Here is a 21,952-nt window from a genome sequence, read left to right as displayed (position 1 = left end):
TGAGTAACACCCAATGAACCAAGAACAAATTTTTAATATGGTTAAGTCAATTCTGGTTGAAGAGTTTGAAATTGACGAAAGCGATATTTCGCTTGAAACCAATATTTATCAGGATCTGGATATCGACAGCATAGATGCGGTTGATTTAATGGTTAAGTTAAGAGCACAAACCGGTCGTTCAATTGAGCCGGATAACTTTAAACAAGTCAGAACAATTCAAGATCTGGTTACTACGTTAGAGCAAACGCTAAATCATTAATTATGCTCAAAGTGATAGTAGTTGCCTTATTGCTGGCTTACCCCTTTATTGTTTATTTTGGGATTAAGCTGGTTTCAGTAACTTATATCAGTTTGTTTTTATTGACCATTATCTTGTTGAGGTTCTGGTCATTTCGCTCGCTTCTCAATAAATTCCCTGCGTTACCTTTAGTCACAGCCGCAACAACCGTGTTATTACTTTATGGTAGCTTTACTCAATCTGAGCTCGCTTTAAAGTTATACCCTGTCGTAGTCAGCGCCTGTTTTCTGGTTGTATTTGCTTACTCTTTGTTTAAACCACCAGCAGTCATCACGCTGATTGCTTCGTTAACCGAAAAGCTTGATCAAGCCGGCATTCGTTATACCCAAAAAGTAACACTGGTATGGTGTATTTTTTTTCTGTTTAACTGCATTATAGCTAGCCTCAGCATTTATCTGAATCAAGGCCAATATTGGCTGATTTATAACGGATTCATCTCATATTTATTGATGGGTATTTTGTTAGGTACAGAATATTTAGTACGGATACAGGTTAAAAAACATAATAAGCAATGACAAATAATAAAATGGCCGATACCTATTTATTTTCACCGACTCAAATCAAATTTGTTGATTCAGATCCAAACGCTAATTCAAATTGGGTCAGACTGGTTGAATATTATTATCAACAGATTAGCCAGCATCCGGCACAATCTTGGTTGCTCTTTCATGATGATTCGTATGCGTTTTCAGTATTGCTCTTTGCATTACTGCGGGCAGATAAAACCATTATTTTGCCGCCAAGCGCACAACCTAAACAAATTGAACAAATACACCGTTTTGCAGATGCGGCGATTGGATGTATATCGGTTGTCAGCAAAATTAAACCGAGTATTAAATCCTGTATTGAATATAAGCAAACCCCACCAGATTTACCGACAACGACAACTAACAATCACCCTTGGCTTTTAAATCAAGCGAGTAAACTTGAATTTTTTACCTCTGGCTCTACTGGTCAGGCCAAAAAAATCAGCAAATCATTTGCTCAACTCATCACCGAAGTGAACGTATTGGAGCGTCAGTTTGGTAGCCAAATAAAACACAGTATTTTATGTTCAACTGTGTCACACCAGCATATTTATGGCATGTTATTTAAATTATTATGGCCGTTATGTTGTGGCCATAAATTTGTTAGTCAGGCATTTGAATTTCCTGAGCAAATTTGTCAGTTTGCAAAAGCGTTTTCAGCCGATAACATTTCACTTATCGCCAGCCCTGCTCATTTACACCGAATTGCAGCTGATAATGTATTAATACAAATCGCGGCTAAACTGGCGGTTATTTTTTCATCCGGTGGACCATTGGATTCGGCTAAAAATATCCAGTTGCAAACTGAACTATCCTGCCGAATTATCGAAGTTTTTGGCAGCACCGAAACCGGTGGTATAGGTTGGCGTAGCAAACAGCATAAAACGGATGACATATGGACAAGTTTTGATGATGTCAGCATTCAGCCTGCAAGAGACGACCAATTATTAGCTATAACTTCACCTTATCTTGCGGATAATCAGGTTTATTTAACTGATGACAGAGTTAAGCATATCAGTATTAATCAATTTAGATTATTAGGTCGTGCCGATCGCATTGTCAAAATTGAAGAAAAACGGGTGTCTTTAGACGAGGTTCAACAAAAGTTAACTCAACACGAATATATTGAAGATGCGTATGTATTGGTTGTTGGTGAGCATAAAAAACAATTAGCCGCCATTATTCAGTTATCTGCTGGTGGCAAAACAGAATTTAATCAAACCAAAAAATTTAAACAAGACAGGTTTTTTCGCCAATATTTAGCCGATTGGTTTGAGCCAGTCGTTTTACCTAAAAAATTTAGATATACAGAACGCTTGCCTTATAATGCCCAAGGGAAATTAATAAAAAAAGAATTGGAGTTATTGTTTGTCTGAGTTTGTTTATCAACCTGAAGTTAACCTGCTTGAGCATAATGCTGAAAGCCTGACTTTAGAGCTATTTGTCCCAGCTAATTTATATTATTTTCAAGGGCATTTTGAGCTTGCTCCGGTTTTACCCGGTGTTGTACAAACCGAGTGGGTAATGCAGTTTTTAGCCAAATATTTTCAGCAGGATTTAACTCAGTTTAGTGCATTTTCTAATTTAAAATTTCAGCTTATTGTTGCGCCAAACTATCAACTAACGCTCGAAATTAAACAAAAATCAGACAAACAATTTTTGTTTAAATACCTTTCAGATAAAGGTCAACATGCCTCCGGTAAGGTAATATTTAAATGAGTAACCGTTTTTGTTTTGTGATCCCAAATTACAACCATGAGTTGGTTATAGAGCAAACGATACAAGCATTAACCCGCTTTAACTTACCGATTATTTTAGTAGATGACGGTAGCGATCTATCAACTCAACAAGTATTGTCACAAATAGATCAGCAATTTGAGTTAGTGACTTTAGTTCGCCATAGCCAAAATGGTGGCAAAGGGGCTGCGGTTGATACCGGCATTCGCACTGCCCAAAAATTAGGGCTAAGTCACGCGATTCAGGTTGATGCCGACGGCCAACACGATTTAAATGATATAGATAAATTAATTGCCAAATCTCAAGCTTGCCCAACTGCCTTAATCAGCGGCGCACCAATTTATGACGATTCAATTTCCAAAAGCCGTTTTTATGGCCGTTATGTCACTCATGTTTGGGTATATATAGAAACGCTGTCATTTAAGCTAATTGATTCTATGTGTGGGTTTCGGGTATATCCGGTTGAATCTTATGTCAAATTGGCGGATAAAGTGAACATAGGTAAACGCATGGATTTTGATACCGAAGTTATGGTGCGTTTATATTGGCAAAATGTGCCGGTTCATTTTATTAAAACCAAAGTATGTTACCCACAAAACGGTGTCTCTCATTTTAATGTTTGGCGTGATAATGTATTGATTTCTAAAATGCATACAAAACTCTTTTTTGGCATGTTAATTCGCCTGCCTAAACTACTCTACCGTAAAAGTAAAAAGTGGCAAAAATAAGGTTATGAGTCAGGATAAACATTGGTCATCCATTAAAGAAAGAGGCAGTGTATTTGGCATTCAAACCTTACTGGTTTGTTACCGGATATTGGGAAAACGCGTTTTCCAAGTTCTGTTTTTTCCGGTCATGCTTTATTTTTATTTAACCGGCGGAGCCGCGCGCAGTGCCATTAATCAATACTGGCAACAATTAACCCTAAGCCAGGCTCAGCCCCGGCTTAATTTTTGGCAAACACATTACAAAAGCTTTAAAACCTTTTACAGCTTTGGATTGGCGATAGTTGATAAATTTGGCGCGTGGACAGGAAAAATTAACTTATCAGATTTAGAGATAGTTAACCAAGCGGCTTACGATGGGTTGATGAGCGAAAAAGGCTGTGTTGTTTTAAGCTCACATTTAGGCAATATGGAAGTTTGCCGAGCGTTATTTCGTAACCGTAAAACCGATAAAAAGCTGAACATTATTACCTATAATGCACATGCACAAGCCTTTAATCAGGTATTAAATAAACTGGATCCCAATTCAGGAATTAATTTTATTCATGTTGATCAATTTGGTCCGGCAGATACGATTTTAATTAAACAAAAAATAGATAATGGCGAAGTAGTTGTGATATTTGCCGACAGAACATCGGTGAATAATCCAGCCAGTGTAAAATTAGCTCCGTTTTTAAATAAACCAGCACCTTTTGCTATCGGCCCTTTTGCCTTGGCCAGTGTGATGGAATGTCCGGTTTATTTAATGCTTTGCACAAAAAGCGAAACCAATGGCCGATATCAAGCTCATGTTGAGCTGTTTACACAACAGGTTAAAATAAGCCGAAAAATGCGGCAGGCGCATTTGCAGTCAATGATTGAGCAATATGCCCAACGTTTATCTTATTATTGTCAAAAGTCACCCTATCAGTGGTATAACTTTTTTAACTTTTGGCAGCAGAGTGACTTAACAGAGTCTGAGCAGAACAAATAACCGGAGTATAAATAAAAGTGGACTCGAAACAAAAAACCATCCAATTTGGTTCTAACCGTATTCAAATTGAAGACATTATTAATATTGCCCAAACCCAAAACCCGGTTGCATTATCAGATAACGCGCTGTTTTGTCAACGTATTGATAAAGGGGTTGCCTTTTTAGACCAACTATTAAAAGAAGAAGGTCATATTTATGGGGTAACCACAGGTTATGGCGACTCCTGCACTGTTGAAGTACCGCTTAATTTGGTGCATGAGTTACCTGTGCATTTAACTCGCTTTCATGGTTGTGGTTTAGGTGAATTATTTTCAAATGCCCAAGGGCGCGCCATTTTAGCTGCGCGTTTAGTCTCTTTATCTCAGGGTTACTCTGGGGTGAGCTGGGATTTATTAAATTTGCTAGTTGAAATGCTTAATCACAATATTGTCCCGGTTATTCCGCAAGAAGGCTCTGTTGGTGCCAGTGGCGACTTAACGCCACTATCTTACATTGCAGGCGCATTAATTGGTGAGCGGGATGTTTATTATCAGGGTGAGGTAATGCGCTCGGAAAAAGCATTTGAGCTAGCAGGTTTAAAGCCAATAAAACTTCGGCCAAAAGAAGGTTTAGCGATCATGAACGGCACCGCTGTCATGACCGCAATTGCCTGTTTAGCCTACGACAGAGCGGCTTATTTAGCTAAATTAATGACCAGAGTCACCGCGCTTGCTAGTCTTGCGTTAAAAGGTAACAGTAACCACTTTGATGATATTTTATTTTCAGTCAAACCTCACAGCGGTCAACAGCAAATTGCAGCATGGATTCAAGGCGATTTAAATCATCATACCCATCCAAGAAATTCAGATCGTTTGCAAGACAGATATTCAATCCGCTGTGCACCTCATGTAATCGGCGTTCTACAAGACAGCTTGCCGTGGCTGCGCAGCTTTATTGAAAATGAATTAAACAGCGCCAACGACAACCCAATTATTGATGGGATTGGTGAACACGTTTTACACGGCGGCCATTTTTATGGCGGACATATCGCAATGGCGATGGACTCAATGAAAAATTGCGTCGCTAATTTAGCCGACTTAGCCGATCGCCAAATAGCCACCTTGGTTGATGTTAAAATGAATAATGGCTTACCATCTAATTTGTCCGGCGCAAAAGGCGAACGTCAATTTATCAATCATGGCTTTAAAGCAATTCAAATTGGCTGCTCAGCTTGGACAGCCGAAGCACTAAAACTGACTATGCCTGCCAGTGTATTTTCTCGCTCAACAGAATGCCACAATCAAGATAAAGTGAGCATGGGTACCATTGCGGCGCGCGATTGTCTGCGGGTACTGCAACTAACTGAGCAAGTGGTTGCCGCCACTTTATTAGCTAGCGTACAGGCGATTCGGTTAAGAGTTGAAAAACATGAACTTGAGCTAAATTCATTTACCGCAGAAGTTGCTGAAATGATTAATGATATCTCAACATTTTTTGAAATGTTAAATGAAGATAGGCCAACAGATCAGCTATTACGTCAAACCATAACTTATATTCAGGAGAAACGCTGGGCGCTTTATGAAAAATAATCCGGTATTAACTGCCAGCACAGAATTTGAAGTTCAGTTTTATGATGTGGATTCAATGCGAGTTGTCTGGCATGGCAGCTATGTTAAATTTTTAGAAATCGCCCGCTGCGAATTACTGAAAAAATTTGATTATAACTATTTGAAAATGGAAGCGTCCGGTTATCTCTGGCCGATTGTTGATATGCGTTTAAAATATGTCTCGTCAGCAAAACTTGGGCAAATCATTGAGGTAGAAGCTAACCTGATAGAATACGAAAGCCGCTTAAAAATCGAATATATTATTCGTGATGCAACCAGCAAACAGGTACTCACTAAAGCGTATACCATTCAAGTTGCAGTTGATATGCAAAATAATGAAATGCTATATCAAAGCCCGGCGGTATTAACCGATAAAATAAAGGCGGTTCTATAAAATGTTAAGCCGGTTGAATGCTGTTATTTTGGTTATATTGAGTTTGCTGTCAGCTAATGTATTTAGCGCAGAAACTGATCCACAAATTCAAAATCAGTTAAATGCATTTGCTCTGAATGATGGACACGGTACTTTTATTCAGCAAAAAAAGTTTAAGCTATTAACCAGAGCCATTGAATCCAATGGCGAATACTGGATTGATAATCAACAGCAGCAAATTATCTGGCAGACCAATCAACCGGTATTTAACCGTTTAGTGATTACAGCTGATGCCGTAAAAGAACAAAATAAACCCGACAGCGAGCTAAAACTCTTAACTCAGCAACCAGCTTTTACCCAACTGTTATATAGTGTATTTAGTGGCAGGCTAACTGATTATCCGGGCATTGTTTGGCAAAGCGAGACAGATCATTGTATTCAGGCAAAAATGGACAACACTCAACTGGCACAATTTGTCAGTCAAATTCAGTTATGCAAACTCAGCTCAAACAATACTCAAATTCGCTTTTTTGACAATTCACAAACCGAAACTTTGATTAAGTTGATTGCGGATAAATGAGCTAACTAAGGCCGATTATGCAAGGGAATTCAAAATCGAAGAGTTTGGTTAAAATCAATCCTAAAATCTGGCTTATTCAGTTTATTCTGGCCTGTTTTTTATTAGTTGGGTTGCAAATTTATAAACCGATTCAGTTTAATACAGATTTATCCCGCCTGTTTAACACTATGCAGCCAGATAAAATGGCTCAACTCGCCTTAGATAGATTTTCAGCTCAGGTAGAAAATCAAAATATTTTGCTAATCGGCCACCCCAATTTAACCAATGCAATTGCCGATACCGCAAATATAGCCAATCAACTAAAGCAAAATAGTCAGTTACAACAGGTGCAAACTCAGTTTAATTTTATTCCTGAAATCAATTCGATAGTTGGTTTTTATCAAGATTACCGTCATTTTTTATTATCCGACGATTACCGCGACATTTTATTTAAAACGCTGGATAACGCCCAAGATAATAACGCTGCTCAAACCAGCCCGAATAATGCTTTATTTGAAAAACAATTTGCGCTGTTAAACCAACTTGCAAATCCATTTGTTGTGAGCAGTTTGCAAATAGACCCAAGTTTATCGCTGGCCGATTATTTGGCAAACCTGCCTTTGCCGGAGCAAAAATTTAATCAATATCAAGATTATCTGTATTTTGAATACCAGCAAAATTTTTATGTATTACTAAGATTCAGCACCAAAACATCGGGATTATCGCTTAACGACAGCCACCAGCTTGTTAGCCAAATTAACCAACTAACAGCCCAGCTTGAGAGTGATGTATTAACCAGCGGCCAAGTATTTTTTGCCGATTTTGCCAGCCAGAGTGCTCAACGCGAAATGTGGTTATTTAGCACACTTTCAGTTGTCGGTTTGATCTTGCTAATTATCTTGGCTTACCGCAATTTAGTTTCGCTAATTTCAACTTTAAGTTTGGTTGGTATCAGCCTGTTTTATGGCTATTTAGGTTTAAATCTTTGTTTTACTCAGGTGCATATTTTAACTTTTGTATTTGCCGTTATGTTAGTTGGCATCGCCGCTGATTATAGTTTTCATGCGTTAACTGAGCTTGCGACTCAAAAGGGTCATTTAAGTAAAATAAAACTGCCGTTAGTGATGGGGTTTATCAGTACGGCGGTAGGTTATCTGGTATTAATGTTTGCACCTTTTGCTATTTTTGCTCAGGTTGGGGTGTTTATCTTGGCTGGGCTAAGCGGCGCATTAATCAGTGTATTAGTATTGTACCCAAGTTTAGCTGTGCGTTTTAAGTTGGCTGATCGGCGCAATACACTGACACGCTTGTCTGCGTTGAATAGGTTGCAACTTGGTTATTGCCAAACCGGCGGCTTTTTAATCGTATGCATGCTCGCAGTGGCCGCAAGCTTTTATTTAGCTTTTAGCGCTCAATTTAATGATGATGTTCGTCGGTTTTATAAAGTTTCTCCAGAGCTAGCAGAATCACAGCAAAGCATTCAAAATATAATTGGGCTAACCGATGATTTTCAATTTGTCTTAGTACGCGGCGATTCTCCACAAACGGTAATGCAAGATGAGCGACAAGCAGTATTAAGTCTCACTCAATTAAAAGCTGACAATGTATTAACCAGTTTTAATGCAATTAGCCAGTGGTTACCAACCGAGCAAAGCCAGCAAAATAACAAAGCCGCGTTAGCTAAAGCTTATCAGGCCGGACAACTCGATCCTTTTTTAGCCGTGACCGGACAAGCGTTTGAACTTAACCCCAATCAACAACCGCTCAATTTAACAACTTGGTTGCAAAGCCCGCTTGGTAAAGCGTATCAGCCTCAATGGTTTGATATTAACGGCCAATATTTTTCCGTTATAAAATTGCAGGGAATAACCGATAAAAACAAAGTGAAAAAAGCGCTTGAAGGGCAAAGCTCGGTTTTATTTGTAGACAAAGCTGGTTCAGTTTCAGAACAACTCAGCCATTTTAGAATAAATCTATTTAAGTTACTGGGCTTTTCATTGTTAGCTGCAGCTTTATTATTGGCTGGGGTATATGGCCTTAAAAAAGCGTTATTTATTGTTGCGATTCCACTAATCTCAGTTTTATTTGCACTTTCTGCCAGCGCTTTAATTCAACCGGAGCTCACTGTATTTAATGCATTGGCCTGTGTTTTAATTATCGCACTAGGGTTAGATTATGCAGTGTTTTATGCCGATCACGGTATAGCTTTAAAAATCAGCTTTGCGACTTTTGTTTCTGCATTAAGTTCTATTTTAGTATTTGCTATGCTGGCACTCAGTGGCACACCTGCCATTTATAATTTTGGTTTAACTGTATTTATCGGCATAGTTATTACTTATTTATTGGCACCTTTTGCGGCGTTAAATCAAACTGCGCGTTTTCAAAAAGTTTCAGGATAAAACATAAAATGAATAATAAAAATCAGCTTTGTGATGTTGTTATTATTGGTGCAGGTCCATCGGGTGCGATTGCTGCCAGCATCTTGGTCAATCAAGGCTATAAAGTGGTGGTAATTGAGCGCGAAACATTCCCTAGATTTTCGATTGGCGAAAGCCTATTGCCACATTCAATGCAATTTATTGAGCAAGCAGGATTATTGGATGTATTAACGCAACATGCTGATGAACTAGGTTTTCAGTTTAAAAACGGCGCCGCATTTTATCGTTCAGGTGTACATTGTCATTTTGATTTTGAAGATAAATTTAGTTCAGGTCCAGGGACAACTTATCAGGTAAAACGTGCACTATTTGATAAATTATTAGCGGATGAAACCGCAAATAAAGGCGCGGATATTCGTTATCAGCATACAGTTAAAAATGTTTGTATCGATCCTCATAAGGTAACGGTTAGCGTAGATTGCGAAGCTGGTGAGTATCAGCTTGAGGCTAAGTTTATTTTAGATGCAAGTGGCTTTGGTCGGGTTTTACCTAAATTATTGGATTTAGAATTACCCAGCACTTTATCTAGCCGCCAAGCCGTTTTTACCCATGTAAAAGACAAGATCTCAGATCCAAATTTTGATCGCAATAAAATATTAATTACAGTTCATCCTCAAATTGAAGATGTCTGGTATTGGTTAATTCCATTTGCTGATGGCACAGCCAGCATTGGCGTGGTGGCAAGACCAGAATGTTATACCGAAGAAGCTCTGGAAGTGCAGCTAATGCGTTATATTCATCAGGATGATAATTTATCTCGGTTATTAGCGAATGCAGAAGTTATCCAGCCTTGCCGTAAAATAGGTGGCTACTCGGCTGATGTAAAAGCATTACATGGCGAACGTTTTGCCTTATTAGGCAATGCCGGGGAATTTTTAGATCCGGTATTTTCATCCGGTGTCACGATTGCAATGCGCTCTGCGGCTATGGCAGCGAATTTGGTTGATCGGGAATTACAGGGACAAACAATAAACTGGGCCGAAGAATATGAGCAAGCGCTGCGTCAAGGCGTTGAAGTATTTAAATATTTTGTGATGTCTTGGTACGATGCCAGTTTGCAGGATGTCATTTTTTTCCAAGGTGAAAAATCTGACGCTAAAGCGATGATTTCGTCAATTTTAGCTGGGTATGCGTGGGATCTGGATAACCCATTTGTTAAAAATACTAAAAAAGGAATTCGCTTTTTAGCCAACTATACCAAGAGTGAAGCATGATCAAATCACTGCGTTTAATATTGCCGGTATGCTTAATCTGTTATTTGTTAGGTTGTGCCAGTATTAAACAATATTTTATTAATGCTTCGCTCAACTATCAGTTACAACCTGTACCTGAGCAATTTAATCTACAAAGCTGGCAGCAGGTATTAGAGTTTGAGGGACAAGGTAGCTTTATTTGTCAAATTGAATTTGTTGATCAACAAATGAATCTGGTGGCCTTATCCGCGGCGGGTTTACCTTTAATGCAGCTAACTTGGTCGGCGCAAAGTGGCGTTAATTTAATTCAGCCACCACCTTTTGAGTTAAATCCACAATTAATTATTCGTGATATTCAGTTAACTCACTGGCCAGTTTTGGCAGTGCAAAGCGGTTTGCCTGCATCAATAAGCGTGCGACAAATTGTTGCTGAAAATGTTATCATCAGCCGCTCAATAGAAACCGAAACAGATAAGTTAATTGATATTCGTTATTTTAATCAAAACATTGAATTTAATGACTTAACACTTAACTATCGGCTATTCATAAAACAATTAAATTAATCAAATGATGAGCGCGCCACTTTATATCCATCAAATTGCTTTAATCAATGCATTAGGTTGCAGCAACCAACAAATTAGCGACAATTTATTTGCAGGTTCGCAGGCTGGATTAATTCAATCAGATACTTTGCTTGCAAACGGCCAAATTATGGTTGCACAAGTGCAAGCAGATTTACCTGATTTAAGCGCTCAGCCTGTTCATTTTCAATCCCGTAATAATCAATTGGCAATGGCTGCTTATGTGCAAATCGCTGAGCAAATTAACCAACTGAAACAGCAATATGGCAGTGAGCGCATAGGTGTAATTGTTGGCACCAGCACCTCAGGCATTGCTCAAGGTGAAGCGGCAATGCTGCAATTATTGGAGCAGGGGCAGTTTCCTGAGCATTATCATTATCGCCAGCAAGAAGTCTCCAACATTGCTGGATTTATTGCCGAAGTGGCCGGTTTAACTGGTTTTTGTTTAAGTATATCAACGGCCTGCTCGTCCAGTGCAAAATCATTTGTGACTGCGCGCGAATTAATTGAAGCCGGTGTGATTGATGCGGCAATTGTCGGTGGCGTAGACTCTTTATGTGGAATGACAGTTAACGGTTTTAGCGCACTTGAATCAACCGCTGCACATATTTGCTTGCCCGGCAGTAAAAATCGGGATGGAATTAATATTGGTGAAGCTGCTGCTTTAGCTATCGTAGCGAAACAAAAATCGAATAATCAGGCACAACCACATATTGCATTATTAGGCGCAGGTGAATCCAGTGATGCTTATCATATGTCAGCACCTGAGCCCGATGGAAAAGGTGCAGAGGCAGCTATGATACAAGCGCTGCAACAGGCTGGTTTATCTCCGGCTCAAATTGATTATATTAATTTGCATGGCACAGCAACGGTTAAAAATGATCAAATGGAAACATTGGCGATTAACCGAGTATTTGCCAATAAGCCTTATGTGAGCTCAAGTAAAGCTATGATTGGCCATACTCTAGGCGCAGCCGGCGCAACCGAAGTGGGTTTATGTTATTTGGTTTTGCAACAACAAAAGTTAGCACCGCATATTTGGGATAATCAGCCAGATCCAGATTTACCGGCGCTCAACTGGGTTAAAGCCGGCGAAACTAACCCCCAAGCGATTCAATATTGTTTAACCAATTCATTTGCATTTGGCGGCAATAATGTTGCTTTAATTTTAGGGCTATGCAATGAATAAATATTCAATTGAACAAGTATTACCCCATAAAGCCCCAATGATTTTATTGGATAATTTACTCAGTTATGATCAAACAGGGGCTTGTTGCACTGTTAAAATTAAACCTGAATCTAACTTTTATCGTGCAGAACTAAAAGGTGTACCGACTTATATTGGTATTGAGTACATGGCACAAACTATCGCCGCTTTTGCTAATGCAAATCAGTTGGATATTGGCAAAAAAGTTGAAATTGGCTTTTTAGTGAGTAGCCGTAAATATACAACACACACCAGTATATTTACCGAAAATTCAGTTTTAGAAGTTTCAGTCACCCGTTTATATAAAGAAGACAATGGCTTAAGCGTATTTGAGTGTTCAATTTCAGAACAACACAATAAGTTAGTTGAAGCTCAAATTAACGTATTTCAGCCAGATGAACCAAGTGCATTTTTAGCGGAGAGTGGTTTATGAATAAAAGAGTATTAGTCACAGGCTCAAGCAAAGGCATAGGTCAGGCCATTGCGCTTAAACTGGCTAAAGATGGTTTTGATGTTACAGTGCATTGCCGCAGTGGAGTTGAACAAGCATTAGCGACAGTTGAGCAAATTAAAACGCTTGGTCAAAACAGTTATATGCTGCAATTTGATGTCGCCAACCGCGCTCAGACTAAACAAGTTTTAGAGCAGGATGTGGCTGAAAACGGATGTTATTACGGTGTAGTTTGTAATGCCGGAATTACGCAGGATACGGCTTTTCCTGCAATGACAGAAAACGAGTGGGATAGTGTTATTCACACCAATTTAGATGGTTTTTATAATGTGTTACATCCGTTAGTAATGCCAATGGTGAGCGCCAGAAAAGGCGGACGAATTGTCACTTTATCATCCGTTTCCGGTGTAGTAGGTAATCGTGGCCAGGTGAATTACAGTGCATCTAAAGCGGGAATAATAGGCGCAACCAAAGCTTTATCATTAGAGTTAGCCAAACGCAAAATCACGGTAAATTGTGTCGCCCCTGGGTTGATTGATACCGGCATGACAGATGATTTACCGCTCGATGAAATGTTAAAAATGATCCCACTTCGCCGCGCAGGTCAGGCTAAAGAAGTGGCAGCCGCTGTCGCATTTTTAATGTCGGAAGATGCAGGTTATATTACCCGACAAGTGATTAGTGTAAATGGTGGAATAGCGTAATGAAACGAGTTGTTGTAACCGGCGTTGGTGCCATTACGGCTTTAGGGGATGACTGGCAAACTTTTGAGCGTAATTTAAAACTGAAAAAAAATGCGGTCGCCAGTATGCCGCAGTGGCAGGATATTGAAGGTTTACACACCAGTTTAGCCGCACCTGTTACCCATTTTAGCAAACCTAAACACTACAGCCGCAAACAAACCCGCTCAATGGGTCGGGTGTCTTTAATGGCAACCCGAGCAACCGAAATAGCACTAGAGCAAAGTCATTTATTAGGTGATGCGGTTATTGCAAATGGTGATACGGGTATTGCCTATGGTTCATCAATCGGTTCAACCGATCCAATTATCGGTTTTGGTGAACTGCTTAAAAATAAAGATATGTCCGGCATTACGGCAACCAGCTATATCCAAATGATGAATCATACAACTGCGGTTAATGTCGGGGTATTTTTTGGCATCAAAGGGCGGGTTCACACCACAAGCTCGGCTTGCACCTCAGGCTCTCAGGCAATTGGTTATGCTTATGAAGCAATTAAATTTGGTCGCCAAAAAGTAATGGTTGCCGGTGGCGCCGAAGAGCTATGTTTATCTGAAGTGGCAGTATTTGATACCTTATTTGCAACCAGCTCTAAAAATAATACGCCCGAATTAACCCCAAGACCATTTGATAAAAACCGCGATGGTTTGGTAATTGGTGAAGGTGCTTGCACACTCATTTTAGAAGAATACGAACATGCCCTTGCCAGAGGGGCAAATATTTTGGCCGAAGTTGTCGGTTTTGGTACTAACTCAGATGGCGTGCATGTTACCCAGCCAACCGACTTAACGATGACAGTTGCAATGCAACAAGCATTGCAGGATGCTCAAATAAATGCCAGCGATATAGGTTATGTTAATGCCCACGGTACAGCAACAGATAAAGGGGATTTAGCCGAGTCATTAGCTACAGAGCGCGCGTTAGGCAAAAATAAACCCATTAGCTCTTTAAAAAGCTATTTGGGCCATACCTTAGGCGCTTGTGGAGCCATTGAAGCTTGGGCATCTATTGCCATGATGAATTCAAACTGGTTTGCACCAACCATTAATTTAACTGCGTTAGATCCCGCCTGTGGAGAACTCGATTATATAACCGGTGACGGTAAAAACTTTGAAACCGAGTTTGTGATGTCGAATAATTTTGCATTTGGCGGTATTAATACCTCACTGATTTTTAAACGAGTGGCCAATTAAATGCGCCGCTGGTTTATGTCTGCCATTGCAGTTTTTATCAGTTTTAACGCATTAGCCAATACCCCAATAGAGGAACCGGCCAAACCGGATGTTCAAACTAAACAAAAAGCTCAGCTCGATTTAGGCATTGGCTTAGGTTATAGCCAAATTCCACATTATTTAGGCTCTGAGCAAAGTCATCATTATACAATTCCGTTTCCTTATGTGTATTACCGCAGTGAGCATTTAACCGTTGATCGCCAGTCGGTTCGTGCCGATTTATGGAAAAATCAAAACTGGGAATTGGATTATAGTTTGTCGGCCGCGTTTGCACTGGATAGTGACGAGAATCAAGCCAGAGCCAATATGCCGGATTTAGCTTGGGTATTAGCTGCTGGCCCTGCGCTTAAATACCATTTTGAAAGAGACCTTGAAAAAGGAGCGCTCACCGGTATTTTAGCGGCTCGCCATGCTGTTGGGATTGATGAAAATGGACTAGATCATGTCGGGTTTATTTTTGAACCGGGCTTGGCTTATCAAAAAGCATTTCCACTAAATAGCAGCCAAATTATATTAAGTTTGCAAGCTCAGCTTGTTTTTGCTGAGCAAAATTACCTAGATTATTATTATGGGGTGGCGCAAAGCTATGCAACTGAAAATCGCGCAGCATATCAGGCAAATAGCGGTTTTTATGCCAGCCAACTTAGCCTAGGCCTGAGTTATCGCCATAATAACTGGTGGTTTGGCGGATTTGTCAGGCACTATAATTTAGCCGGTTCAAGCATTGAGGACAGCCCACTGGTTCGCCAGCAGCAAAATAACTTAATTGGCATTGCAGTTACCCGAATTTTCCCAATTTATTAATCCACTAGCCTGCCGGAGCGTAATACAAAACCATGCCACAAGTGCTGCTTATCAGCTTCTTGAGCTTGTGAAACAGAAGCTAAAATATGGCTAAACTGGTCAGACTTAATTAACGATGAACCGGTTGTTATAATAACGCCGTTAAAATCGGCCTGACTGCGGGTTAATAACATACCTTTATCACTGCTAATTTTACCGCCCCACACCATCAACTGAGAACGTTTGGCTTCCAACGCATAATCCTGATGATTTTGCAGCGTTAAATACTGCACACTCACGCTTGAGTTTAATAATTGAAGTTTTTCAGCAAAGACATGATGCAAGGTTAACTCGCTACAGTTTTCAATACGAATTGTTCGGTAGGCTAATTGCTCTAATTTAGTTTTATTATTTTTTTTGCAATCCAGCAAATAGTCTTCGTTTTTAAGACTAAGCTGTTCTGGTTGATCTTTTTGCTTACTTTTTTTAATAAACTTTTCGACTAACTCGTTTACCTTAGCTGTACGTGTTTTTTGTGGTGAATGACCTGCTTTATCGATAAATTCAAGCTGGCTTTGAGGTAATAAACTATTCAGCATAAATCCCACCTGATAAGGCATAACCGGATCGTCTATCCCCCAAATAATTAAGGTTGGCGTGGTAATATTGTCAAAAATACCAGTCAGGTCTTCATTCATCACCGACAGCGCCGAAATATAGCTGGTATTCTGCTGTAAAATAAGTTCTCGGCTAGGTTGAGACAGGACAAGATCAACAATATTATTAGGCAGCCAACTATTAATTTTATCTATGGTGTTACTGAGCTTTTTTTGTAACTTCTCGCCAATGTAAGGGATTTTATTGGTTTGATGTAAAGCGGCATATTTACTGTAGCTGTATTTATGTAATAGTCCGGCCGCATCAATTAAGATTAATTTATCAGCCAAAGCCGGAGCAATATTAACCAGTTGCAAACTAATATTGCCGCCCATTGAATGACCAATCACAATATTATGCCGATTAATATAATCCGGTAATAATGCCGCTAAACTGGCAGCATAGTTTGCCGCAGAATATAAAGAGTCAGTGCGCTCCGACAGCCCATAGCCGGGTAAATCAACAATAACCAGCTTATATTTTTTAGCTAACCTTGGAATAATTTCGGTAAAGTCTTGAGCGCTACCGCCCACACCATGAATTAAAGTTAAAGAGGGTAAATCGGTTTTATCCTGATTGGCAAAATAAAGTTGAATCTCAGAATTAAATACCGGAGCCAATACCCGCTGATGAGTTAAATTAAGCGATTCAGCCCATTGATAAGGGTTAGCTGTGGCCGGTAAATTAATTATCCAAATCAAACCCAGCAGTACGTAACGGTAAAACTTAAACATATTTTATTGTTATTATTTATCTTTTCTGACTAACCTAAATCAATTAGCCAGATAGTTATAAACAATTCCCTGTTAAAATTAATCTAAAAACAAATCAAAAAAGCGGCTCTTCGACTCGAATAAACCCAAAAAACCGCTCGTTGTTACAACGTTATTTTAATGTCACCACTTTGCCGGTTAACGCAACCCCAGCTAAAAATGTACCGGCACCACATTGAAATGAATCATTACTTGAAGTTAGATTGCCTTTGTAATTAGATTTAATTTCAACGACCGCGTTACCACCTTCTCTTTGCGCACGATTTTTAAGCTCAATCATTGCAGATAAAAATACCCATTCGCAGGCTTCTTTATCGCTTTTATTAAACGCATTGGTTTTTTTGTTAGTTGAAAATTCACCAAAATTTTTATCAATTGCGCCATAGCTCTGTTCACCAAAATAAAACTGAATGTCACTACCCAGTTTAGCTTTGGCATCTTCAGTGCTGAGGGCATCAGCGACCGAATAACTCCCGACATCATCACGGGCAAATGCACTGCTTGATAATAATGTGATACCTACTAATAAAATTGCTTTGATCGATTTCATTTTTTTATTCCTTAACCTTGAATTGCAACCACCACGTATTTGTGTACAAAATTTATTATTATCTCAAACTGACCACTTGCTTGAGTTTAAAGTGCAGCACGATAAACGCGCAGATCGCTACTACTTTAATTCAACCAATGCGTGATTCAAGTTATTTATACAGAAATAATCTGAAGTAAAATTGACTAATTTGCTAATCCGTTTACAATCCTCCGCGAAAAGATGGCTGGGCAATCGCTGCTTCATTTATGAAGGGGAGGAAAGTCCGGGCTCCACAGGGCAGAGTGCCAGATAACGTCTGGGCGGCGAAAGCCGACGACAAGTGCAGCAGAGAGCAAACCGCCGATGGCTTTTTAGCACAGGTAAGGGTGAAAGGGTGCGGTAAGAGCGCACCGCGCAACTGGTAACAGTTTGTGGCTGGGTAAACTCCACTCGGAGCAAGATCAAATAGGGTTCCTTTGGCGTGGCCCGCGTTGGAACCGGGTAGATTGCTTGAGCCTTGGTGCGAACCAAGGCCTAGACGAATGATTGCCACTTTGTATTTAGTAATAAATGCAGAGCAACAGAACCCGGCTTACCGGCCGTCTTTTCACTTTTCTTTTTTCTACCCGTTGTTTCCATACAATAACCCGTTAGGGTTTAATTGCGCTAATGCTGGGCGATTTGCCATTTTTTCAACATAAGCTGCTAGATTCGGGTAATTATGCAATTGGCCATCAACATACAAAAATGCCAAATTCTGCCACGCAAATATATCTAATAAACTAAATTGATTTTTATACCAGTAAGACTGACCGGCCAAATGTTTTTCCATTGCTGCTAATCTTGGCGGTAAGCGGCGTTCAGCGAGTGTTCTAACGCCCTGATTTTCACCAAATACTTTTAATGAAACAATCGCTCCACTCAGCGCATCGAGCGAACTGGCGAAGAAAAATAACCACTGCATAAATTCAATATCTTCTTCATTAATCAAGCTCTTACCTTTCGATCGACACATATCTAGGCAAATGGCAGCCGCTTCAAATAAAACCTGTCCGTTATCTTTTTCAATCGTGGGGATAAGTCCATACGGGTTCATATCGGAAAAAGGCGGGGTAAGATGTGCCATTTTTGATATATCAAGTGTGATTTGCTCAAATGCTACATCCAGCTCGTTAGCTAGCCAACGGACTTTTAATGAGCGATCAAAAGTTAATAAGTGGTATAGTTTCATTCTAATCTCCTTTTATTGTCTAACATTAATAAGTAACCAACAATAAGTAACCAATTGGTAAAAAAAGATTAGTTTGAAAACTTGGCTAATACAAGCGTTTTTTACCGTTTGGTGTAAAATACATTTAAACAGAAGAGTAAAATGGCACGAAACAAAAACTACAATCGAGCTGATGTAATTGAGCAGTTAACTCAGGTGTTTATTGAAAAGGGTTACGAATCAACCTCTATGGCTGATTTGATGGATAAAACCGGTCTCAATAAAAAAAGCTTATACAATGAGTTCGGCAATAAAGAAGCTATGTTTGAAACGATACTGACCAACTTTATTGCAGGCCAGCGAGCCAGCATTCAAACTATATTTACTCAGCAGCCGCTCGGTATAACAAACATTCGTAATTTTTTTAGTTACTTAGATACAAGCTTTGCAGATAAAGGCTGTTTGTTAACGCTGAGTTTAAATGAATCAGCTTGTATTTCAGGGCAGTCTCTTGAGATGATCAATCAATCAATGAAAGGGCTTGAAGCTGGTTTGTTGGATAATTTATCCCCTTTATTAAAAACAGATCGAGCAAAAAGTTTTGCCCGAAGTTTACTCACTATAATGTTGGGAATAGCGACTCTAACCCGCTCTGCTGAACTAAGAGCAAACAACTTGCAAGCGGTTAATGATTTACTGGATTTTATTGAAGCATCTGCCAAAGCAGACTAATCCGAATTGGTTTAGTCTGCTTTTAAAATAATCCAGCTAATACTCTTGTCAGTTTTTCTGCAATTTCAGCTTCTGCTTTAACCACATCCATATTGGCTTGATTGGCGGTGATTAAAACTTTAGTTTGATACTTTTGACGGTCGGATGTGGTTTGGCTGCTTTGAACAGCTTGGCCACTTTCGCCTTGGTTGAGTCTGTGTTCTTCATCGCTTATCACCATGCCTTCGTCCACTTTTTTAGCGATTTGTACGTCGGTAATAGCAGTATAATAATCATCGCTCACGGCTGCGTCTGCAATATAACCGATTAATGCGCCTATTGCGGCTGCTTTTACGTTATCGCTGCCAGAGCCGCCGCCTAGTTCAGAAATGGTCACAGCGGTTACAGCACCTTCAGCTGCGCCTTTATAATTGCCGATCGCATCTTCAAACTCGTTACCTTCTGGGCGGCCAACATAACGCACATTAGCTTGTAGCCAATAAGTTGCTTTGGTTGGGTCATTAACTATTTGATAGCCGTTATTTTCAAGCCTTTGTTTTATGCCGGGAGAGAGGTAAAAATTTTCACTGTCTGAATTATTGCGAACTTGCAAATAAATAGTCATTAACTCAGGGGCAACCGGATCTAAAAATATGGTTTGAGTTAACCGGCTATTAATGGATAAATCCTGCTTTTTGCTGGCAGTGGTGATGGAAGAACAACCGGATAAAATAAGTAAACCGGAGAATAAAATTAGTGCGCTACGAATTAACTTGGTCATGGTATTTCCATTGCAAAAAAAGCGAATAATAAATAGCTAGTATAAACAAATTTGCTGAATAGAAAATGAATGAAAAGCGAATACGTTAAGGTATTCGCTTTAAAATTTCAGTAAAAAATAAGGTTACTCAAACCAATGACGGGTTTTATTGGCAAAATAAACCAAAGATAACATCACTGGTACTTCTACCAATACACCAACCACAGTGGCTAATGCCGCGCCTGAGTGTAAGCCAAATAATGAAATTGCAACGGCAACCGCTAACTCAAAAAAGTTAGATGTACCAATCATACAAGCTGGCGCTGCGACATTATGCGGAAGCTTTAATTTTTTAGCGATAAAGTAAGCAATAGCAAAAATGCCGTAAGTTTGAATTAAAAGCGGAATGGCAATTAAAACAATTGCTTGAGGTTTGTCGATAATAGTTTGCGCCTGAAAGCCAAATAGCAGAGTCACAGTCGCTAATAAACCAATAATCGACCAAGGTTTTAAGCGGTTAACAAATTGGTTTAAACGGGTATGATCATTGTTTTTATCAAGCTTTTTACGGGTAAGCGCACCTGCAATTAACGGCAATAAAACGTACAAAACCACAGATAATAACAAGGTTTCCCACGGCACTTGAATATCACTTACGCCTAATAAAAAAGCAGCAATAGGCGCAAAGGCAAAAATCATAATCACATCGTTCACTGAAACCTGTACCAAAGTATAATTCGCATCACCTTTAGTTAACTGGCTCCAAACAAATACCATAGCGGTACAAGGGGCAACCCCTAATAAAATCATACCGGCGATGTATTCATTAGCGGTTTGCGGATCAACCCAGTCTGCAAAAAAGCCTTTAAAAAATAACCAGCCCAATACAGCCATTGAAAAAGGTTTAATTAACCAGTTGATAATTAAAGTTAAAAATAGCCCCTTTGGTTTTTTACCAATATCTTTAATCGCACCAAAATCTACCTGAATCATCATAGGGTAAATCATTAGCCAGATTAATACGGCAATGACTAAATTAACGTGCGCATATTCGTAAGTGGCGATCACCGAAAAAACCTGAGGTACAGCTAAACCTAAAGCCACGCCGGTGATAATGCAAAGCCCAACCCAAACCGATAAATAGCGTTCAAAAAATCCCATAAAAACCTCTTAGATTGATCTTTGGTTAACCCGTTGGCTGACTTGCTCTGCGCTTTCAACCCGCTCAGAATAACGATCAACTAAATAGTCTGCATTATCTCGGGTTAATAAGGTAAAACGCATCAACTCTTCCATCACATCAACAATCCGGTTGTAATAAGGCGATGGTTTCATGCGGTCGTTATCATCAAACTCGGCAAACGCTTTAGCAACCGATGATTGATTTGGGATAGTAATCATCCGCATCCAACGGCCTAATACCCGCATTTGATTAACCGCATTAAAAGATTGCGAACCACCACAAACTTGCATAACTGCCAAGGTTTTACCCTGTGTTGGACGCACACCACCTAAATTGAGTGGCACCCAATCTATCTGGCTTTTGAAAATACCAGTCATCGCACCATGACGTTCAGGCGAGCACCAAACCTGACCTTCAGACCACATCATTAACTCTCTTAACTCTGCCACTTTTGGATGATCCGGTTCTTCAGCATCTGGCAATGGCAAACCTTGCGGATTAAAGATTTTAGTTTCAGCGCCCATTTGAGTTAAAATTCTAGCGGCTTCTTCAACTGCTAAGCGTGAGAATGAGCGTTTTCTCAAAGATCCGTACAACAATAAAATACGTGGTTTATGAGCGGATTGCATTGGCTTAAAGTCAGCCGGTTGCGGCACTTTAAATTCAGCTTGCTCAATATTCGGTAAAGTTAAATCTTCAACTGACATACATTAGCCTCTATTT

General features: G+C 39.6%; 24 protein-coding genes and 1 other RNA gene. 19 read left to right on the top strand and 6 right to left on the bottom strand.

The window, feature by feature from the left end:
- Positions 1 to 13 precede the first annotated feature (13 nt).
- The 17 genes from N7931_RS13570 to N7931_RS13490 are packed head-to-tail and all read left to right on the top strand — an operon-like array spanning position 14 to position 15,424.
- Complete coding sequence (locus N7931_RS13570; protein ID WP_262794797.1) at positions 14 to 259, top strand: acyl carrier protein; 246 nt, start codon at positions 14 to 16, stop codon at positions 257 to 259.
- A 2-nt stretch (positions 260 to 261) separates the two neighbouring features.
- Entirely contained in the window at positions 262 to 813 is a 552-nt protein-coding gene (locus N7931_RS13565; RefSeq protein WP_262794796.1) for a hypothetical protein, read from the top strand.
- A complete protein-coding gene (locus N7931_RS13560; protein ID WP_262794794.1) occupies positions 810 to 2,201 on the top strand; it encodes an AMP-binding protein in 1,392 nt (463 codons plus the stop codon). The genes N7931_RS13565 and N7931_RS13560 overlap by 4 nt, the downstream gene beginning before the upstream one ends.
- On the top strand, positions 2,194 to 2,544 hold the full coding sequence (locus tag N7931_RS13555) for an acyl-CoA synthetase (RefSeq protein ID WP_262794793.1): 351 nt from the start codon (positions 2,194 to 2,196) through the stop codon (positions 2,542 to 2,544). Before N7931_RS13560 ends, N7931_RS13555 begins: the two co-directional genes overlap by 8 nt.
- A complete protein-coding gene (locus N7931_RS13550; protein WP_262794792.1) occupies positions 2,541 to 3,290 on the top strand; it encodes a glycosyltransferase family 2 protein in 750 nt (249 codons plus the stop codon). The genes N7931_RS13555 and N7931_RS13550 overlap by 4 nt, the downstream gene beginning before the upstream one ends.
- Before the next feature lie 4 nt (positions 3,291 to 3,294).
- A complete protein-coding gene (locus tag N7931_RS13545) occupies positions 3,295 to 4,260 on the top strand; it encodes a family 2 glycosyl transferase (protein WP_262794790.1) in 966 nt (321 codons plus the stop codon).
- Between the two features lie 17 nt (positions 4,261 to 4,277).
- The gene (hutH, locus tag N7931_RS13540) at positions 4,278 to 5,828 is read left to right on the top strand and encodes a histidine ammonia-lyase (RefSeq protein ID WP_262794789.1); all 1,551 of its coding nucleotides are present in this window, start codon (positions 4,278 to 4,280) and stop codon (positions 5,826 to 5,828) included.
- Positions 5,818 to 6,240 (top strand): acyl-CoA thioesterase, encoded by a 423-nt coding sequence (locus tag N7931_RS13535; RefSeq protein WP_262794787.1) that lies wholly within the window; start codon positions 5,818 to 5,820, stop codon positions 6,238 to 6,240. The genes hutH and N7931_RS13535 overlap by 11 nt, the downstream gene beginning before the upstream one ends.
- Before the next feature lies 1 nt (position 6,241).
- Positions 6,242 to 6,799 (top strand): hypothetical protein, encoded by a 558-nt coding sequence (locus N7931_RS13530; protein ID WP_262794785.1) that lies wholly within the window; start codon positions 6,242 to 6,244, stop codon positions 6,797 to 6,799.
- Between the two features lie 17 nt (positions 6,800 to 6,816).
- Positions 6,817 to 9,177 carry an MMPL family transporter gene (locus N7931_RS13525; RefSeq protein ID WP_262794784.1) on the top strand — a complete coding sequence of 787 codons (2,361 nt, stop codon included), beginning with the start codon at positions 6,817 to 6,819 and terminating at the stop codon, positions 9,175 to 9,177.
- 8 nt (positions 9,178 to 9,185) lie between these two features.
- The gene (locus N7931_RS13520; protein WP_262794783.1) at positions 9,186 to 10,430 is read left to right on the top strand and encodes an NAD(P)/FAD-dependent oxidoreductase; all 1,245 of its coding nucleotides are present in this window, start codon (positions 9,186 to 9,188) and stop codon (positions 10,428 to 10,430) included.
- Positions 10,427 to 10,972, top strand: a complete 546-nt coding sequence (locus N7931_RS13515; RefSeq protein WP_262794781.1) for a DUF3261 domain-containing protein — start codon at positions 10,427 to 10,429, stop codon at positions 10,970 to 10,972. Before N7931_RS13520 ends, N7931_RS13515 begins: the two co-directional genes overlap by 4 nt.
- A 4-nt stretch (positions 10,973 to 10,976) precedes the next feature.
- Positions 10,977 to 12,179: a beta-ketoacyl-[acyl-carrier-protein] synthase family protein gene (locus N7931_RS13510; protein WP_262794780.1), complete on the top strand. Its 1,203-nt coding sequence runs from the start codon at positions 10,977 to 10,979 to the stop codon at positions 12,177 to 12,179.
- Positions 12,172 to 12,630, top strand: a complete 459-nt coding sequence (locus N7931_RS13505) for a 3-hydroxylacyl-ACP dehydratase (RefSeq protein WP_262794779.1) — start codon at positions 12,172 to 12,174, stop codon at positions 12,628 to 12,630. The genes N7931_RS13510 and N7931_RS13505 overlap by 8 nt, the downstream gene beginning before the upstream one ends.
- The gene (fabG, locus tag N7931_RS13500) at positions 12,627 to 13,352 is read left to right on the top strand and encodes a 3-oxoacyl-ACP reductase FabG (protein WP_262794778.1); all 726 of its coding nucleotides are present in this window, start codon (positions 12,627 to 12,629) and stop codon (positions 13,350 to 13,352) included. The genes N7931_RS13505 and fabG overlap by 4 nt, the downstream gene beginning before the upstream one ends.
- On the top strand, positions 13,352 to 14,581 hold the full coding sequence (locus N7931_RS13495; RefSeq protein ID WP_262794777.1) for a beta-ketoacyl-ACP synthase: 1,230 nt from the start codon (positions 13,352 to 13,354) through the stop codon (positions 14,579 to 14,581). Before fabG ends, N7931_RS13495 begins: the two co-directional genes overlap by 1 nt.
- Positions 14,582 to 15,424 (top strand): MipA/OmpV family protein, encoded by an 843-nt coding sequence (locus N7931_RS13490; RefSeq protein ID WP_262794776.1) that lies wholly within the window; start codon positions 14,582 to 14,584, stop codon positions 15,422 to 15,424.
- On the opposite strand, the gene N7931_RS13485 is transcribed toward N7931_RS13490, so the two are convergent.
- Both N7931_RS13485 and N7931_RS13480 read right to left on the bottom strand, forming a co-directional pair.
- The gene (locus tag N7931_RS13485) at positions 15,421 to 16,794 is read right to left on the bottom strand and encodes an alpha/beta fold hydrolase (protein WP_262794775.1); all 1,374 of its coding nucleotides are present in this window, start codon (positions 16,792 to 16,794) and stop codon (positions 15,421 to 15,423) included. The genes N7931_RS13490 and N7931_RS13485 overlap by 4 nt on opposite strands.
- 151 nt (positions 16,795 to 16,945) lie before the next feature.
- A complete protein-coding gene (locus N7931_RS13480) occupies positions 16,946 to 17,383 on the bottom strand; it encodes an excinuclease (RefSeq protein ID WP_262794774.1) in 438 nt (145 codons plus the stop codon).
- A gap of 218 nt (positions 17,384 to 17,601) precedes the next feature.
- Here N7931_RS13480 and rnpB point away from each other — a divergent pair.
- Positions 17,602 to 17,976: RNase P RNA component class A (rnpB, locus tag N7931_RS13475), an RNA gene on the top strand.
- 11 nt (positions 17,977 to 17,987) lie between these two features.
- On the opposite strand, the gene N7931_RS13470 is transcribed toward rnpB, so the two are convergent.
- A complete protein-coding gene (locus tag N7931_RS13470; RefSeq protein ID WP_262794773.1) occupies positions 17,988 to 18,596 on the bottom strand; it encodes a glutathione S-transferase family protein in 609 nt (202 codons plus the stop codon).
- Between the two features lie 141 nt (positions 18,597 to 18,737).
- Here N7931_RS13470 and N7931_RS13465 point away from each other — a divergent pair, with 141 nt between their 5' ends.
- Positions 18,738 to 19,307: a TetR/AcrR family transcriptional regulator gene (locus N7931_RS13465; protein ID WP_262794771.1), complete on the top strand. Its 570-nt coding sequence runs from the start codon at positions 18,738 to 18,740 to the stop codon at positions 19,305 to 19,307.
- A gap of 22 nt (positions 19,308 to 19,329) precedes the next feature.
- On the opposite strand, the gene N7931_RS13460 is transcribed toward N7931_RS13465, so the two are convergent.
- The 3 genes from N7931_RS13460 to arsH form a co-directional block, all read right to left on the bottom strand.
- Positions 19,330 to 20,067 (bottom strand): complement resistance protein TraT, encoded by a 738-nt coding sequence (locus N7931_RS13460; protein ID WP_262794770.1) that lies wholly within the window; start codon positions 20,065 to 20,067, stop codon positions 19,330 to 19,332.
- A 123-nt stretch (positions 20,068 to 20,190) separates the two neighbouring features.
- Positions 20,191 to 21,207, bottom strand: a complete 1,017-nt coding sequence (arsB, locus tag N7931_RS13455; RefSeq protein WP_262794769.1) for an ACR3 family arsenite efflux transporter — start codon at positions 21,205 to 21,207, stop codon at positions 20,191 to 20,193.
- A gap of 9 nt (positions 21,208 to 21,216) precedes the next feature.
- The gene (gene arsH / locus N7931_RS13450) at positions 21,217 to 21,936 is read right to left on the bottom strand and encodes an arsenical resistance protein ArsH (protein ID WP_262794768.1); all 720 of its coding nucleotides are present in this window, start codon (positions 21,934 to 21,936) and stop codon (positions 21,217 to 21,219) included.
- Positions 21,937 to 21,952: the final 16 nt, after the last annotated feature.

The organism is Catenovulum sp. 2E275 (genome assembly GCF_025515275.1).
Taxonomy (GTDB): domain Bacteria; phylum Pseudomonadota; class Gammaproteobacteria; order Enterobacterales; family Alteromonadaceae; genus Catenovulum.
This window is presented reverse-complemented; position numbering and strand designations above follow the sequence as displayed.

Coding starts and splice junctions, on each gene's coding strand:
- N7931_RS13520 (WP_262794783.1), top strand. CDS start 9,186: ATGAATAATAAAAATCAGCTTTGTGATGTTGTTATTATTGGTGCAGGT.
- N7931_RS13495 (WP_262794777.1), top strand. CDS start 13,352: ATGAAACGAGTTGTTGTAACCGGCGTTGGTGCCATTACGGCTTTAGGG.
- N7931_RS13505 (WP_262794779.1), top strand. CDS start 12,172: ATGAATAAATATTCAATTGAACAAGTATTACCCCATAAAGCCCCAATG.
- N7931_RS13480 (WP_262794774.1), bottom strand. CDS start 17,383: ATGAAATCGATCAAAGCAATTTTATTAGTAGGTATCACATTATTATCA.
- N7931_RS13485 (WP_262794775.1), bottom strand. CDS start 16,794: ATGTTTAAGTTTTACCGTTACGTACTGCTGGGTTTGATTTGGATAATT.
- N7931_RS13565 (WP_262794796.1), top strand. CDS start 262: ATGCTCAAAGTGATAGTAGTTGCCTTATTGCTGGCTTACCCCTTTATT.
- N7931_RS13465 (WP_262794771.1), top strand. CDS start 18,738: ATGGCACGAAACAAAAACTACAATCGAGCTGATGTAATTGAGCAGTTA.
- fabG (WP_262794778.1), top strand. CDS start 12,627: ATGAATAAAAGAGTATTAGTCACAGGCTCAAGCAAAGGCATAGGTCAG.
- arsB (WP_262794769.1), bottom strand. CDS start 21,207: ATGGGATTTTTTGAACGCTATTTATCGGTTTGGGTTGGGCTTTGCATT.
- N7931_RS13525 (WP_262794784.1), top strand. CDS start 6,817: ATGCAAGGGAATTCAAAATCGAAGAGTTTGGTTAAAATCAATCCTAAA.
- N7931_RS13515 (WP_262794781.1), top strand. CDS start 10,427: ATGATCAAATCACTGCGTTTAATATTGCCGGTATGCTTAATCTGTTAT.
- N7931_RS13560 (WP_262794794.1), top strand. CDS start 810: ATGACAAATAATAAAATGGCCGATACCTATTTATTTTCACCGACTCAA.
- N7931_RS13550 (WP_262794792.1), top strand. CDS start 2,541: ATGAGTAACCGTTTTTGTTTTGTGATCCCAAATTACAACCATGAGTTG.
- N7931_RS13535 (WP_262794787.1), top strand. CDS start 5,818: ATGAAAAATAATCCGGTATTAACTGCCAGCACAGAATTTGAAGTTCAG.
- N7931_RS13545 (WP_262794790.1), top strand. CDS start 3,295: ATGAGTCAGGATAAACATTGGTCATCCATTAAAGAAAGAGGCAGTGTA.
- N7931_RS13470 (WP_262794773.1), bottom strand. CDS start 18,596: ATGAAACTATACCACTTATTAACTTTTGATCGCTCATTAAAAGTCCGT.
- N7931_RS13460 (WP_262794770.1), bottom strand. CDS start 20,067: ATGACCAAGTTAATTCGTAGCGCACTAATTTTATTCTCCGGTTTACTT.
- N7931_RS13530 (WP_262794785.1), top strand. CDS start 6,242: ATGTTAAGCCGGTTGAATGCTGTTATTTTGGTTATATTGAGTTTGCTG.
- arsH (WP_262794768.1), bottom strand. CDS start 21,936: ATGTCAGTTGAAGATTTAACTTTACCGAATATTGAGCAAGCTGAATTT.
- N7931_RS13570 (WP_262794797.1), top strand. CDS start 14: ATGAACCAAGAACAAATTTTTAATATGGTTAAGTCAATTCTGGTTGAA.
- N7931_RS13510 (WP_262794780.1), top strand. CDS start 10,977: ATGATGAGCGCGCCACTTTATATCCATCAAATTGCTTTAATCAATGCA.
- N7931_RS13490 (WP_262794776.1), top strand. CDS start 14,582: ATGCGCCGCTGGTTTATGTCTGCCATTGCAGTTTTTATCAGTTTTAAC.